The 15,919-nt window shown below is 38.7% G+C and carries 15 protein-coding genes; 10 read left to right on the forward strand and 5 right to left on the reverse strand.

Annotated elements, in window-relative coordinates:
- Window positions 1-84: 84 nt before the first annotated feature.
- Together ACY3ZI_RS04310 and ACY3ZI_RS04315 are read right to left on the reverse strand one after the other, a co-directional pair.
- Complete coding sequence (locus tag ACY3ZI_RS04310) at window positions 85-945, reverse strand: ABC transporter substrate-binding protein (RefSeq protein WP_414153954.1); 861 nt, start codon at window positions 943-945, stop codon at window positions 85-87.
- 170 nt (window positions 946-1,115) lie between these two features.
- Window positions 1,116-2,189, reverse strand: a complete 1,074-nt coding sequence (locus tag ACY3ZI_RS04315) for a zinc-binding dehydrogenase (RefSeq protein WP_036954051.1) — start codon at window positions 2,187-2,189, stop codon at window positions 1,116-1,118.
- Window positions 2,190-2,744: 555 nt separating this feature from the next.
- On the opposite strand from ACY3ZI_RS04315, the gene ACY3ZI_RS04320 reads away from it, so the two are divergent.
- The 10 genes from ACY3ZI_RS04320 to ACY3ZI_RS04365 all read left to right on the forward strand — a co-directional run bounded on the left by ACY3ZI_RS04320 (window position 2,745) and on the right by ACY3ZI_RS04365 (window position 11,748).
- Window positions 2,745-3,305, forward strand: a complete 561-nt coding sequence (locus tag ACY3ZI_RS04320; protein WP_211886574.1) for a LemA family protein — start codon at window positions 2,745-2,747, stop codon at window positions 3,303-3,305.
- A gap of 21 nt (window positions 3,306-3,326) precedes the next feature.
- Complete coding sequence (locus tag ACY3ZI_RS04325; RefSeq protein WP_487376097.1) at window positions 3,327-4,370, forward strand: hypothetical protein; 1,044 nt, start codon at window positions 3,327-3,329, stop codon at window positions 4,368-4,370.
- A 1-nt stretch (window position 4,371) separates the two neighbouring features.
- Window positions 4,372-4,914 carry a LemA family protein gene (locus tag ACY3ZI_RS04330; RefSeq protein ID WP_036954057.1) on the forward strand — a complete coding sequence of 181 codons (543 nt, stop codon included), beginning with the start codon at window positions 4,372-4,374 and terminating at the stop codon, window positions 4,912-4,914.
- Window positions 4,911-5,303 carry a hypothetical protein gene (locus ACY3ZI_RS04335; protein ID WP_211886570.1) on the forward strand — a complete coding sequence of 131 codons (393 nt, stop codon included), beginning with the start codon at window positions 4,911-4,913 and terminating at the stop codon, window positions 5,301-5,303. The genes ACY3ZI_RS04330 and ACY3ZI_RS04335 overlap by 4 nt, the downstream gene beginning before the upstream one ends.
- Before the next feature lie 825 nt (window positions 5,304-6,128).
- Window positions 6,129-6,755, forward strand: a complete 627-nt coding sequence (locus tag ACY3ZI_RS04340) for a DUF1120 domain-containing protein (RefSeq protein WP_211886568.1) — start codon at window positions 6,129-6,131, stop codon at window positions 6,753-6,755.
- Window positions 6,756-6,812: 57 nt separating this feature from the next.
- On the forward strand, window positions 6,813-7,472 hold the full coding sequence (locus tag ACY3ZI_RS04345) for a fimbrial protein (RefSeq protein ID WP_211886566.1): 660 nt from the start codon (window positions 6,813-6,815) through the stop codon (window positions 7,470-7,472).
- Between the two features lie 35 nt (window positions 7,473-7,507).
- Window positions 7,508-8,158, forward strand: a complete 651-nt coding sequence (locus ACY3ZI_RS04350; RefSeq protein WP_211886564.1) for a hypothetical protein — start codon at window positions 7,508-7,510, stop codon at window positions 8,156-8,158.
- 40 nt (window positions 8,159-8,198) lie between these two features.
- On the forward strand, window positions 8,199-10,613 hold the full coding sequence (locus ACY3ZI_RS04355; protein ID WP_487376100.1) for a fimbria/pilus outer membrane usher protein: 2,415 nt from the start codon (window positions 8,199-8,201) through the stop codon (window positions 10,611-10,613).
- A gap of 35 nt (window positions 10,614-10,648) precedes the next feature.
- A complete protein-coding gene (locus tag ACY3ZI_RS04360) occupies window positions 10,649-11,335 on the forward strand; it encodes a fimbria/pilus chaperone family protein (protein ID WP_211886560.1) in 687 nt (228 codons plus the stop codon).
- A gap of 71 nt (window positions 11,336-11,406) precedes the next feature.
- Window positions 11,407-11,748, forward strand: coding sequence for a helix-turn-helix domain-containing protein (locus ACY3ZI_RS04365; RefSeq protein ID WP_211886554.1), 342 nt, complete (start codon window positions 11,407-11,409; stop codon window positions 11,746-11,748).
- A 121-nt stretch (window positions 11,749-11,869) separates the two neighbouring features.
- On the opposite strand, the gene ACY3ZI_RS04370 is transcribed toward ACY3ZI_RS04365, so the two are convergent.
- From ACY3ZI_RS04370 to ACY3ZI_RS04380, 3 genes are read right to left on the reverse strand one after another with little or no spacing between them, the layout of a single operon-like run.
- Window positions 11,870-12,682, reverse strand: a complete 813-nt coding sequence (locus tag ACY3ZI_RS04370; RefSeq protein WP_211886551.1) for a patatin-like phospholipase domain-containing protein — start codon at window positions 12,680-12,682, stop codon at window positions 11,870-11,872.
- Window positions 12,683-12,712: 30 nt separating this feature from the next.
- The gene (locus ACY3ZI_RS04375; RefSeq protein ID WP_211886548.1) at window positions 12,713-13,234 is read right to left on the reverse strand and encodes a hypothetical protein; all 522 of its coding nucleotides are present in this window, start codon (window positions 13,232-13,234) and stop codon (window positions 12,713-12,715) included.
- 54 nt (window positions 13,235-13,288) lie between these two features.
- Complete coding sequence (locus ACY3ZI_RS04380) at window positions 13,289-15,916, reverse strand: fimbria/pilus outer membrane usher protein (protein ID WP_487376107.1); 2,628 nt, start codon at window positions 15,914-15,916, stop codon at window positions 13,289-13,291.
- Window positions 15,917-15,919: the final 3 nt, after the last annotated feature.

Consider the following 15,919-nt stretch of genomic DNA (forward strand, 5'->3'; position numbering starts at 1 on the left):
TATTAAGAGTATTGCGCCGGGGAATAATCCGTAGGCGCAATACCGAGCTCGACTTACTTATTTACTTACTTTATTAATTGCTGATTACCAATGGAAATCTTTAGCATTGGTTTTATCGATTAACTTAACATCCAGAGGAACTTCTTTAGGTACGTTAGCTCCCCAGTGTTTTGCTAAGCCCATGGCTAAACCAATACGTACTTGGTCACGTGGGAATTGTGCGGAAGTAGCGATAAACGGTGAATTACCTTTGGCAATTTCAGCGACGGCTTCAGGAGAACCATCAACACTCACCAGTTTCACATCACGACCCGCAGATTCGATTGCCGCTAATGCGCCTAAAGAACCCACATCGTTCACACTGAAGATACCATTCAAGCCAGGGTTAGCTTGCAGCATGTTTTCAGTGACGTTCATCGCAGTATCACGCTCTTGTTTACCGTTTAATTTGGTCACAATCTTGATGTTTGGATACTCTTTCATGGCGGCTTCAAAACCACGAACACGCTCAAGGATTGGCACGACAGGGATACCATCAAGGATAGCCACTTCGCCTTTACCGCCTAATGATTCACCTAAACGTTTACCCGCCATTAGACCTGCTTCGTAGTTTTTAGAACCCACGAATGAGTCGATTGGACCGTTAGCTTGTGCATCGATTGCAATCACCACGACACCCGCTTTTTTCGCAGCTAATACAGCTGTTTCTGCACCCACGCTATCTGCTGGGTTAATCAGCAGAATATCGATTTTTTTCTGAAGCATATCTTCGATATCGCTGGTTTGTTTTGAGACATCGTGTGCCGCATCAGCGATATAAAGTTGAGCGCCCATTTCACCTGTTGCGCTTTCTAAAGCCTCTTTCATGGTCACGAAATATTCGTTATTCAGTTCTTGAAACGACATTCCGACAGAAACCGGTTTTGCTGTCGCGTTAAAAGCCATGCCCAGTGTTAAAACGCTTGCTGCAACAGCTAACTTTTTAAATTTACTCAACATAAGATGTTCTCCTAAAGAGCCTTTAGTGTTATAGGGTACTGCTAATATTTATGATTATTAATGACTTACTTTAATTATGCTGATATTGCATTTCACTATATTGCACTACAACAGCATTATGGCTTGATAACGACTTTGATAGAGTCTGCCGATTTCGCCATAACAAATGCTTCTTCCCAATCATCGATTGAGTAGAAGTGGGTAACGATATCGTCAGCACATACTAACCCGCGGCTAAATAGGTCAATGGCGACCTCGTAGCTGTATGGGCCTAAGTGAGCACCTCGGATATCTAACTCTTTACGGTCACCGATAATTGACCAGTCTACGGTGGTCTCTTTACCGAAAACGCTGAACTCGACGAAGCGACCCAATTTACGGATCATTTCTAACCCTTGAGTCACGCCGATTGGAGCGCCAGTCGCTTCGATGTACACATCGCAACCGTAACCTTCGGTCATCTCTTTCACCAGTTTGATGGCATCTTCTTTCAGTGGGTTGATCACCACATCAGCGCCAAATTTCTTCGCTAATTCAAGGCGTTCATCGATAGCATCGATAACAACTAATTTTTTCGGGGTTTTGAGTTTCGCGACTTGGATCATGCACAGACCCAGTGGACCTGCGCCTGCGATAACGACAACGTCATTTAAATCGATATCACCGCGACGAACGGTATGGATAGCACAGGCCATTGGCTCGATTAACGCCGCATCTTTTTCTGAAAGCTCATCTGGAATTTTGTGAATAATGGCACGCTCAGAAAAACGCATATATTCCGCCATCCCACCATCGGCAACTTCTTTTTGGAAGCCGTAAATATCATGGGTTTCGCACATCCAATACTTGCCTGACTTACAGAAACGACACTCCCAGCAAGGCACGATTTGTTCCGCTAAAATACGATCACCTACTTTCAGACCATATTTTTCGCCAGAACCTTCGCCCAGCTCAGCAACGCGTCCGTAAAATTCGTGTCCTGGTACGACAGGGGCTTTGATCCATGGGTTTTCACCCCAGAACATTTGAGCGCCATCATTCGCTTTACAGTCACCTGCACAGATACCGCATCCGTCTACTTTGATGACCACTTCACGAAATCCTGGTGTTGGTCTTTTAATCGCTTCAAAGCGGTAATCATGGGGGCCATGACATACAACAGCTTTCATTTTTTCAGGTAGGGTACTCATATTCTAATAACCTCATTCTGGATGTTGGCTATAATGTTGACGTCAACATTAAACGTCGTTTTTGTAAGTAAACCGTTCTCTTTGTAACGCTTGACGGCTAAAAATAATAATAGTGTGAGAAAAGTGATGCTCTATTGTTATAAATAAATTGTTTGGTTTTTAATATGACGACGTCGTCATTTTTGAGAGATGCTAAATAAAAAAGTGATAATTGTGATTCAAATCCTATTTTTTATTTAAAAACTCTTTTGTTTATGAGGTTTGTTTGCCAGACAAAATGCAAACTATAGTGGATGCGATGATTTTCGAAAGAGTATAATTAGTTTCGTTATTTTCAGAAGTGAAGAATCTTTGAAAAAACATTTCAGCTAACACTTTAAGGTGAAATTTGAATTAGTTTGCGTCATTAATGTGATCATGATCGATTTGGCATGGTGTATAAATCTCTATTAATCCTTTTCTTTGCTATTTTTCCGATTGAATAAAAAGTGTTATATCGATAACTTAAATTAAATATCTTAGCATTAATGATTTTTTTAATTAAAAGGCATAAAAATGGCAACGACAATGATTGTTCTTCTGGTTTTACTGCTTATTTTAGCGGGATGGGGAATTTCTATTTATAACCGCTTGGTGAGTACTCGGAACCAAGTTAGCAATCAATTTGCCAATATTGATGTGATTTTAAAACAGCGTGCTGACCAAATTCCCCAGCTAGTCACGATAGTTGAAAAAGCCATGGAGCATGAAAAAGCGCTATTTACTTCATTGAGTGATGCTCGCCAAAATTATTTCAGTGCTAAAAATGTGAATGAAAAAATTGCAGCATCAAATGAAATGGATAAAGCATTAAAAAGCCTCGTCGCGGTTGCTGAAAACTACCCAACGCTAATATCGGGAGAGCAATTTACCCAATTACAAATCGCACTAAGCGAAGTGGAAGATAAAATTGCTCAGCGCCGCGAAGGTTTTAATGATGCAACAACGGAATACAATACGGCGATCCAAATGTTCCCAGACAGTATTTTTGCCAATATTTTTGGTTTTACTGCGTTGCCTTTATTGGAAATCTCCGAAGCTGAGAAAAAATATGATGGTATTCAATTCAAATCATAATCACCGTTAAAGGTATCATCTGTGAATATCTACTATTTTTTAGGTGCCATATTAGGTGGCATTCTTTTTTATTTAGACAGAAAATATTCAAAAAAGCGTAAATTAAACTGGGGCATTATTCTTTTTACTGCGGTGCTATTTGGGGCATGGGAAACTATCTCGCCGAGACCTGGCGAATATGAACGCTACTTTTTCTATGCTGTGGCAGTAGGAATGGCTTTTGCGGCTAGTCGTATTGTCGTTGGAATAACGGAAAGTGCGTATGATCGCTATCAACGTTTGCAAAAGGAAGGCTCCTCCAAATTTACTGCGTTATTAAAAACCCTTGTTGGCACGGCATTGGCTGGGTGTTTAACCATGGGCTTTTTTATCGATATTCGCCTCTTTTTTGTGGCTTTCGTCTTATTGTTTGTTTTCAGTTTTATTCAAAATACCCCCGAAAAACGTTTTCTAAAGTTTCAAAAGAACCTCGCAACGTCAAAAATTCGCTCAATTGCGATGGGGCTCGTAGAAGTAGAAGGGAAAATAACCTCAGGAAAGGAAGTCAAAAGTAAGTTAGGTAATCGTAGCTGTTATGGTGCTTTTTATTACGAGTACTCCATCTCTACGGATAAAGAAGGTAAAAAAAGTTATACCCTCAGAGACAGCAGTGTTCAGCTACATAATTTCACCATGACGGATGATACTGGCTCTGTGAATGTGATTTGTGACCCAGATTATTTTGTCCATACCGGATTATCCCCCCATATGGATTATGAGAGTGGCAATCGTCGTTATAAAGAGTATTTACTTGAAAGTGGGAAGAGTTATTTATTGATTGGGTCAGCGGACAGTGAGAATGGCAAAGTGGTGATCACCCGTAAAGCGCCACACATGTTATTAGGTGTTTCGCCATCAGATTATGTGACTAGCTGGAATAAATCCGCGCCAATGCGTCGGAATATTGGAGTGACAGCAATGATTGCAGCTATTCTGATTGCACTAATATTAATGACGCCAGTGAGTTATCAAGATGGATACTTAACGCTCCATTTTAACCAAATTTCGTTATCTGACAGTGAATGATATGAATCAGATTATCTTTTGGATTTTTGTCGCGGTGATAGGCACCATTTTGGTTCGCTATATTGTGGGGATCTACAACAATATTATTTTCTTGAAAAATAATTGCGACAAAGCATTTGCCAATATTGATGTGCTCCTAAAAAAACAGGCAGATTTAATGCCACAATTAACAATCGTAGCGGAAGGGGCAATGACTCATGAAAAGCGTTTAATTAGCGAATTACTGCAAAGTCGTCAGCACTATTTATCCACGGAACAGCTCGACGTTAAAGTGGATTCCGCAAACCAATTTCGCTCACATTTAAAGCCGATTTTTTTACTGGCAGAAAAATACCCCAAGCTGATTAGCCAGCAGGCGTTATTAGCATTACAAACGTCAGCAAAAGGGTTAGAAGACCAAATTGCGGATCGCCGAGAATTTTTTAATCAAACAGTCACGTTATACAACACCAACATTCGTCTTTTCCCGAATCTCATTTTTACACTTTTATTCCGTTTTAAAGATATTCCCTTGCTGTATGTTCAACAGGAGTCTGCATCATGATCACAATTCCTTTTTCATGGTTTGGTTTCACCGATTGGTTGGTGAATAAAGGGGAGCCGGGGTTGATCGTGATGTTTGCTACGTTTGGAATGATCCCTGCCTGTATTGTTTTCACGCTAGTGATGAGAATGATCGGGATGAAGAAATTTATCGCTCCTGTGGTGTTGGGCATGATTAGCTCAATGTTTATCAGCATGATGGTGCTTATTCCACTGTTATTAATTTTCCGCTTCGATAATATTCCAAAAGCGATGTTAGTTTGGATGGTGGTTCTAGGAAGCTGTATTGTCTTTTTCTTAACGAATATGGATTACATTGAGATTTGGTCATCAAGCCGAGAAGATAAAAAGAAAAAGAGTGTGACGGCGAGAAAAAAACGGAAAAAATAAAAGGCGTTTTTTACTATTGATTAGATTATATCTGACTGTTTTATAGCGTAAGTCAAAAAATAAATTATCAAACTGTAAGATAATGGCTTCATAATTCACCAAATAAAAATCAGCTACTAGTATAAAACACAAGAAGTAAGTAGAGGTGATCATATAAAGATGCTCTAAATATGACGATCGGAAGAGGTGGCTAGATAAAACCACCATTATTACTCTTCATTGGCGTAACAACTTGGCGATGGTTTTGGTGTAACTTCACAAGTTTGTATAGTTTCTTTAGTTTACTGTGTATAAGTGTGAATGGTTTATTTGGCTACCTGTCAGTATCTTATTGATTTATGGCTAAATAAAGTTATCTCTGTCTTTTTTCGTCAATTATCGACATTTTATTTTTACTCCGTATGTGTGTAAAATTGTAATTCTTCGCTGATCGGAACAAAAAAAAAGTATATTTGATATAAAATATTGTATTTATATTCTTTTTATGATGGTTCTAGGTTTAAATATATTCAACAGATAATCTTAAAACGAGTAATTGAGTTTACTTGTTTGTTTTCTATGATGAAACATACTGAAATACTTTGTAATAAGGCAAAATTAAATAATTTGCTTTATTTAGCCTAATTCAAATCTTAAAAATATATGCTTATAATGGCTCCATCGAGTTAATTAGGCTAATGGAGTTTGTTAGCACTAAATCGATATTGAAAACAAATAAAACCAAATAAATATCTAAAATATTCTTATTAGGATTTTAATTTTAAAATTCCAATAGGAGGGGTTTTATTCGTTTAAATATTATTTTTATTTTATAGGATTTATTTCATGTTTAAGAGAACCGTAATTGCATTATCTTTAATTTCTGTTTCAAGCGCGACATTAGCAGCTGCACCTGTGGCTAATTTAAAAGTATCAGGTTCAATTACACCACCAACTTGTACTATTAAAGGTCAGAATGAAGTTGATCTAGAATATGTATTTGATGTGTCACCTGGAATGTTCCCTGTTTCAGGTAATTTAGGACTTGATGCAAAAACAAATAGCATTGAAGTGATTTGTGATGCAGCGACTTATTTAACTTTCTCCTCTACTGATAATCGTGCGAGTTCTGTATTAACCGCGGGTGTATATAACTTTGGTCTAGGTCTGTTTGATACCGATAAAAAAGTTGGTTTCTATACAATTACTATGAAGAATGCGACAGTCAAAGCGGATTCTTCAAGTGCTGCTCAAGCTGTTGGTATTTCGAATGGTGCAACATATGCAACAGCAATGTCTATTGATAAAACGAAAAAAATGGCGTGGGCAACAGCTACGAGCACATTAAGAGCTGGGCAAATTTTTGCAGCAGACTTTGATGTAAAACCAACGCTGAGTTCTGAATTGAAAACAAGCTCGGGTGATGCGGAATTAGATGGTCATGCAACATTAGCCTTTGCTTTCTCTCTCTAATTTTTTGATTGAAATGAATAGATATAAATTTATATCTATTCATTATGGAACGGAACTATGATTAAAAAAATAACACCATTAATATTATCGACGGTATTAATATCTCCAGCTGTATTTGCCAATACAACTGCAAATATAAAAGTATCCGGCAAAGTTGCAATGCCAACCTGTTTAATTAATGGAAATGAACAGTCAGATGTTATTTTTGAATTAGCAAAAACATCGCCAAGATATTTGAGTCAAACATCTTATACGGTATTACAATCACCGGTTAAAAAGAATGTCACTGTGACTTGTGATGCGGAGACATATTTAACCTATCGTGCAACGGATACGTATCAAAGTACGCCATGGCCTACAGCATCTGGCGATACTTATTTTTTCATGGTGCATTCGGATAGCCCAGATAAATCCGTCGGTGCAGTGATGTTTGCTGTTTCTGATGTCACGATTGATTCTAAAACTGCTTTTATTGCAAGTGATGGTGTTACAGCAAATAACTCTGTCATGACTAAGAAAATACTTAATGGTTTTGGTACAAAGAGCTCAACAATATTCGCCAATAAATTAACAGCGGGAAAAGTATTCTCTGCGGATTTTGTAACAACCAGCGTTTATATTAGCTCAATCAACCAATTAACGACAGCGGGTATCGATTTGACGTCTAATGTTGATTATCAAGCAGAGGCTGTGCTGGCGTTTAACTTTGGTATTTAATTAAATTCTAATGAAATTTGTTTCTTGGGGAATATATGCGTTTATTTGTCACTCCAGTAACTAAAGCTACATTGCTGTTTGCATATTGTAGTCTGTTTTTTAGTGAAGCAGTTTATTCGCATACTTTTCAAAATAGAAATATTATTGAACAGGTTGAGTCACCCCCTACGTGTGAAATCGTTATCCCTGATGGCGGGCAATATCAATTTAATCAATTGCATGCTCGCCAGTTTAATGCGATTAACGCAACGGAAATACCCGAGATTACCAAAACATGGCAAGTGTCGTGTAATACACCAACTCAATTGCTTGTTCAGTTCTCGGATAACCGAAGTGATTCATCACAATTGGGAAATGAAGATTACTTTGGGTTAGGGAAGGTGAATAACCAAGGACGATTAGGGAATTACCAGCTGATACTTAACCAACCAAAAGTGGATGGTCAATCGGTTGGAATCGGAGTGGTGGAAGGCGCAGGGCCATTTCAGCGCATTCAAGGAGCGGTATTAAAAGGGAAAAAATATGCATGGTTTACAAATGAAAACGTATTATCCAGTGGAAAAAATTTCACCGTTAATATAGCCGTTAAGCCTATATTAAACAGCCTTAAAGAAACCAATGGTCCAATTATTGAGGCTGTGGAATTAGATGGCAGTGCAGATATTATATTTTCATTTGGAATATAGCTTTAATTCTTAGTAATTTATATTGGAAATAAAAATAATAATGAATAAGAAAAATAAATTTTCTTATTGCCAGCTATTTTTAATTTTTGTCGTACTGCATGTAAATAATTCCGATGCATCTGAATCAATAAAGAGTAACACAGGATCGTCAATTAATTTTGATATCGACTCTTTAAAATCACTAGGGTATGGGGCAGAGGTCGCTGAATTCTTTATGAAGGGTAATCAGTTTTTACCCGGAAATCATGATGTCACCATAAAATTAAATGGCAGTAATGAATATACTGCGAATATTGAAATCAATGAAAACGGTGAGCTTTGCTTGACTGACGGGTTAATGAGTAAGTTAAGGTTAAAAAAAGTTAACTTAACTGACGGATGTAATACATTCGAACAAATTTACCCTGAGGCAAAAATTGCATTACATCCTAGCTCCTACCAAATTGATATGGTGGTTGCCGAAGAGAATTTAGACCCAAAACTACAAGGCAATGAGTTAACTTACGGTGGTTTTGGTGTTGTCAGTAACTATCAGTTATACGGGATGCATATTAACGGTAATTACAGTCAGCGTTTCTATCAAGGAGAGTTTGAAACGGGTATTAACTGGAACAATTGGGTTTTACGAAATAACAGTAGCCTTTCTGCTGGAGATTCAAAATCACAATATCAATTTAATGAAACTGTACTGTCAAAAAGCATCGAACCTTTGCAGTCGTTATTAGATATCGGGCAACTTAATACGCAAGGCGCATTTTTTGGGGGAACACCGCTGGATGGTGTGCAAATTTACTCAGATAGCTCTTTGCAAGGTTCGAATATTTTAGTTGTTCCGGTGACTGGGTTTGCAAGTACACCATCAACGGTTGAAGTGCAGCAAAATGGGCGACTGCTATATCGAACGATGGTGCCAGCAGGACCTTTTGAGTTAAATCGTATTAATAATGTGGTGATTGGTTCGCCTTTGGATGTCACAGTTTTCCAAGATAATGGTGAAAAACAGCAGTTTCAGGTGGTGACGGCCAACCAGCAAACTGCGGTTTTCCCCATGAGCTATCAATTTTCAGTGGGGCGTTATCGTAGTCAAAGTGATCTGCAAACGGATAAACCCATTATTGGCAGTGCAGAAATCAGCCAGCAATATGGCATGTCAAATTATGGGGCAGGCGTACTTTATTCAAATCAATTTCAAGCGGTGAGTGGACGACTTAACTCTTATTTTGATTTTTCAACACCGATTTCTACGGGGATTGGCGTTCAAAGTGCGAGAAATAATGAAAAGCGCGGGGAGCAGATCGATTTCAATAGCAATATTGCATTTGAAAAAATGACATTCGGAGCATCTGTTTTATATCGTACGAATAAATTTCCAACCTTGGATAGCTCATTATTAAAAAAGCAGCCCGCTCAGGATGAGCAAGAAAATACGAATGGATGGTTTAGTGGCGAATTGCAAACTACCTCCTCGTTATTTGCCAGTTGGGGTGATGTTACATGGGGGCGCTTTAGCGCTAACGTAAACCATAATCATTTTTATGGCGATAAATCTGATACCGTTTTTTATTCAGCGGGCTATAGCCGAAAAATTGCAGATATATCGTTGAATGTGAATTACCAAACGGGTGATGATCGAGATAGCCGAATTTTTATTAATGCATCGATGCCGTTAGGTAAGAAAAAAAGCATGAGTATGCAGAGCCAATATTACCAAGATAAAACCATGGTAATGGCAAATTATAATCAGCAAGTCAGCGATAATTTAAGGTACTCCGTTGGGGCTGGTCGTAATGATGGCACGAGTGTAGTGAATGGCAGTATTAATAATGCCAATGCGTATAGCAATATTTCGCTGAGCGGTTCGATGTCCCAGAATAATACGCACTCAGTCACGGCCTCTGCATCAGGCGGCATGGCGTATTCCGATGGGTTATTTGCAACGTCATCCGTACCTTTAGGAGACACCTTTGGCATCGTGTATGTACCTGATGCGCCAGGGGTTAGAGTCAACACGATGGGCAGTGGCACCACGATAACCAATCATTTTGGGACGGCAGCGATTTCATCGTTACCAAAGAACCAAAAATCTACCGTGCAGCTAAATACGGAGAAACTTCCTCTGAATGTGCGTTTGGATACAACGTCGTTTGATGTTGCTGCGGCGAGAGGTACTGTTATGACGAAGCGCATTCAGGCAACCACAATGCGGCAATTATTGTTGAGCATCAAAATGGCCAATGGCAATGACGTTCCATTTGGTGCCAGTGTGCTCAATAAAAAAGGTGATTATATGGGTGTGATTATGGGGGAAGGTAATTTATTACTCAGTAATGAGCAAATTGGCGATGACATTATTTTGCGCTCACCTAACTCTGATGATTGCATTATTAAATATAACGTACCGGAATTTTTTTCCGCTGAATCACTTTATGAAGAGGCAGATGCTATCTGCCAATAATCTTAATATTATTTGAATACAAGTTTGAGGTTTTAATGAAAAAGTTAATTTATATCGCATTTTTAAGTTTAATGGGCTTAATGAGTGTATCTGCAAAAGCGAGTTTCCAATTAGAAACGATGACTGTTATTTTAGATGCAGGTGAAGAGCGCAAAGTATTTAGTGTAAAAAATACATCGAAAGAGCCTATTTTATTATCAACAAAAGTTTCTGACTTAGATGGTTCTCAGCCTATGGCTAAAGATGTTATGGTATCTCCGCCTATTGTTAGAATTGAACCAAATGAAAGCCAGCAAATTAATTTTGTTTTAAAGAAAGGGTTAGATTTAAAACAAGAACAGATTTTGCGTGTTTCTTTCCAAGGTGTCGGTGCCGTTAAGCAAAACTCTGCAAAAATGCCTATTCGCCAAGATGTGGCCATGCTGATTACTCCAGCAAATGGGGTATTAAGCCAAACACCTTGGAAAAATATCACCGTTAATCAAAAAAATAATCAACTGACGTTGACGAATACAGGGGATCAAGTTATTCGTTTATCACCTTCAGTCACGACATTACCGAGCAATGACGCTTATACCATTGATCAATTTTATTTAAGACCGAATGAAAGCAAAACTATTAATGTGAAAAACACAGTACAGGAGTTAGTGATTTCGCCATTAAGTCGTTACGGTTTTAAAACTCAAAATAATGACACCATCAAAGTCACTCATAATGGATAACTTTATCTATCAGTAGGATCGAGAATTAAATTTTTAATTTAATCGTTCCTGTACAGGGAGATATATAAAATATGAAGAGCGTAGATGAAGATAGTAAACCCGAAAATCATGTTTACTCCGTAATAATCGGCAAAGAGCTGAAACGAATTCGTAAAAAGAAAGGTTTCTCAGGCTCTAAGGTGGCTAGCCAGTTAGGTATTTCACAGCAGCACTATTCGCGATATGAATGTGGGAAATGCCGTATTTCTGTTGATACATTATTAAGTGTTCTTTTTATTTTAGATTTTGATTTTGGGGACTTTTTTAGTGAGTTAAGGTTCCTGCTGAATAATGATTATCACGGTGAAATTCCAAATGTGAAGTTAAGTGATACTCACAAGGATATTGAAAGCTATTTTGATAAAACAAGTTAGGATTTAATCTTATTAAGAACTTTTCTTTATTTATTCTTTTCTACATTCATCTTGATTGTAAATCCGCCATTAGGCGGATTTTTTTATATTAATGAGTGACTCATGAAATGCGAAATCAAGCTTACTGAATAGTTGTAATGTATTCTGCATTCCAAATATATTCTCCTGCTTGATTTGGGCATTTTCCTTTTAAGTGAGTTTCAATCTGTTTCTCTTTTTGCCCTGCTGGCATTTGAATGACTTGGGGCGGTTTATTGAGAATACTTTGGTTATCAAGAACAATATCAAAATCATCAGGTAAATCATGAGATCTTACGGTTAAATCCATTTTTTTACTTTGTCCCATATATCCCTCAAAACCTACTGTTAATGGAATAACCGCTTCTAGATTGTCATTGGGTGAACAAGTTTTTAAATCAATGACAGCTGGTGCGCTGATATGAGGAAAAGCACTTGATGCGCGTACATTAATCTCGGTATAGGTAATTGTGCTTGGACGAAAATATTCATCATTACCATTCATAGCTGCGCTGTTTACCGCTGTACAATAAAAAGTCCATGTTTTATTCTCAAAACCGGATGCAGCATCGAGATAAGCGACACCATTAATGGAGCCATTAGTGCCAATGAATGACATTGGATTACTACCTCGAACATTTAACATTCCATCACTATATGTTCTTTGGTTAGGGCCTAAGCCAACACTATTAATTGCATTTTTCATTTCGTCAAAGCCTGACCAACATGAGGTAATTACGTGACCTGTTGCTTTTTGAGGGAGTGTGTAATTCACCGTAAATCGAACTTCATGTCTTTTTAATATGGACGTAAGTTCATCAAAAATTACAGATTGAGGTTCTGTTGGAATAAATGTTGTTTCCGCATAAACAGACAGCGGAAACAATGAAACAATAAAAATAAATAACTGGCGCAATGTTGTTGACCTTACTGGTTAATTCGTAATTTACATCGGCTCGATAGTGACAGTAATCTGTCCATTAACGTCACCAACAGGGGTACTTGAAGTAGAGGACACCTGCGGAACGACAGTGATTTCAGTCTTACCCCCATCTTTGGAGCTATCTCTTTCCAAGGTGGCTGTGGTAGACGATAAATCAAGGTAATCGTCATTGAATTTTAAGCAATAGCGCATAAAGTCAGCATCTGTTTTAATACAGGAACCATCTGCTTCATTTGCTTTGAAGGTGTATTTATATTTGTTAGTGCCTGAACAGGTGGCGGTCAACGTAAATATTTTAGAATAAGTATCTAGGTCATCTCCGGTTGTTTTACCATTGAATGCAGAACTCGGAATTTTATCTAAAGAAACGGTATCGGGTGCATCAAGTGAACAGCCTGCCAAAACAGTCGCTTTTATTTTAACTAACGCACTTGCACTTTCCGCGCTGGCTAAGTTGATATTTGCGCCACTAACACAGGTGATGACCAAAATTAATTTCATGAGTTTATTGATAATTAAATTCATATTAAGCCTGTTATTTAAATAAATGATTAAAATAGTTTTGTTATTGACCAATGGTTATTGGCAATTAACATCGAATCGAATTAATGATTGTAGATCTGCATTTTCAGGTAACGAGTATATGGCTTGGCACTGGTTTTCATCGTCATATCCCCATTTGGCAGTTAACTCGCCAGAGGATTCGAGCCCAGATAAATAAACCTGTCCATCATCATTCACAATTGCCGTTTGGTGCCCAATCGAGACCAAGGTGCCGAAAGGTAAGTTTTTGCCATTTTTTACGATGTGAACCAGTGCACGAGCACCTTGGCGAGTCACAAAGTTTGCTTTGACGATAGCACCACGAGTCGGCACCGTCGTAAGAACGCTATTTTCAATTTCCGTCTGTTCATCTAATTCGCTGCTATCTAGTGCTATACGATTTAAACGATATGGTGTTGCGTAAGGCTTGATGGTGTAACCGAACCAATCTGTTTTCACACCACTGGTATGTTCAACGGGAATATCGCTCGCTCCCGGTGCCGAAATCAGAATGTTGGTTTCACCAAGGGGTTGACTAAAAATGATGCCGTCAGAGTGCAGGGTCACTGCACCAGAAATACCCGTTGAAACTTTACGGTAATCCTGACCGTAGCTATAACCAGCTTGTGTATTTCCATAGCCGCCTTGGTAAGCTAAGTTGATATTCCCGTCATTTCCATTACTCGATGAATACCCTTGAGCAACGTTCCAATTCAGGTTTTGCTGAGCCAGTAAACTTCCGCTTAAGCTGGTCTGCTGGACCAACTCTCCTTGGTTATCGTGGTTAACACTATAAGAGGCATACATTGACGGCGCTCCTTGAGGTAACCATTTCTGTAAAGGGATGGATACCGTTAAGAAAATATTCCTATCCGTTGTTTTTACGTCGTATTGGTCAACACTTTTATTTAATCCATACGAGAGCGTGTAATTAATATCGCCAATCTGGCTACTCAACCCTGATTGTATGGATACCGAACTGCCATTTCGCTCCCAAAAACTCTGGCGGACACCGGTTAAATAAATAGAACCAACCCCCGTTATCTTTTGTGAGATATTGGTCTGTATTCTTTCTCGCTTATTATCGTAAAGATTGAAATAGTCGGTATTATTGGTTTTCAGTTCCCCATTGGTATCAAGGGTTTCATTTTGTGATAGCCAACCAGACATCCGATTTAGCGAGGTTTCTTGTAGGGTATAGTAGCCTCGGGTTGAGTAGCGATACCCAGTGAGTTGGAGATTAGTGCCAGTTTCAGGGAAGGCTCGTGCGTATAGAAAACGCAGTGACTGCCCTTGATAGCGACTCCCATCGGTTAATTGGCTATTGGCATGGGTGATATCTGCTGAAAATGCCCCCCATGTCCCTAAGTTAAATCCGGTACCAACTGCTCCTGCCAGATAGTTTTTAGCATATTGAACGCCGCCATACAGCGTTGTTAATGACGATGCTCCCCAGATAAGCGTCGTTTCTCCAAATTGAGTCGTATCATAATGGCTGTTATCCGAGCGAAGCTCACCGGCGGTCAGGCTATAACTCATTCGACCTTCTCGTAATAACACCGGAACAGAGGAGTAGGGCACGATAAATGATTGAATATCGCCGTTAGCTTCAAGAATACTGACTTGCAAGTCACCACTCGAACTCATGGCGTTTAAGTCGGTAATGGCGAACTCACCAGGTGCGACATTAGCTTGGTAAATTAAATAGTCATTTTGGCGAATTTCAATGGTCGCATTACTGTTTGCTACGCCGCGGATAATCGGCGAAAACCCTTGTTGACTAGAAGGGTACATACTTTCGTCCGTTCGCAATTGTGCGCCTCGAAAAGCCAGTGAATCGAAAACTGTATTATTAGTTGAACTGTCGCCTAATACTAAACGGCTTCGCCAAGGGATGATCCCTCGCTCGACATAGCTGTTGAGATGTTGCCAGTTACTTTCTTGATTATGTTTGCTTTTATAGCTGGTCCATGTGCGGTTATCACGGTATCTCCAGCTCCCTAAATTGACGCCATTTCTTAGATTCAAATAGATATTTTTACTGAAATCGTGCTGATATTGGTTATCAGTAACACCTAATGTATAGCTGGTAAATAATGCATTAATTCCTTCATCCCACTGAGTAGTTGGAATTTCATCTTTGGCTAAATTATTTAATGCTATCTGCGGAATACTGATATTCAATTTCATTTTCGGAAAATCAAATTCAGTGCGCGCATTAGGGATTAACTGCGCCAGAGGAATACATTGATGGTTATCCGATTGCAGAAATGGAAGGTTATCAATATTGACTCCCAGCTCAGCCAGTTCCTGCGGCGTTAACAGTGGAATTAACCCTGTTTGGTCTGCTACTAATTGGGGTAATTGGTCATCTTGCTTTTGGCAATCTTGTGCTTTGACAAAGGTAATATTTCTTCTGTATTTGAGATTGCCATTCAATGAAACATCAACGTCATAGGTTCCTGGTAATTGTGAACCTTGGCTTGCGAAAGTACTTAAATCAGCAATATGCTCTGAATCGATAGAGATCAATGAAGGTGGAAAATAGTAATTTTCTCCCTCTTGGGCGTTAGTGCTTTGTATTACAAAAAGGCAGATAAATAAGTATGAGGGGCTCAAATGGTTATTGATGATTTTTTTGTATTTTTTTAGTGAAACGAACATAGA

The sequence above is a fragment of the Providencia sp. LY12 genome, assembly GCF_057621555.1.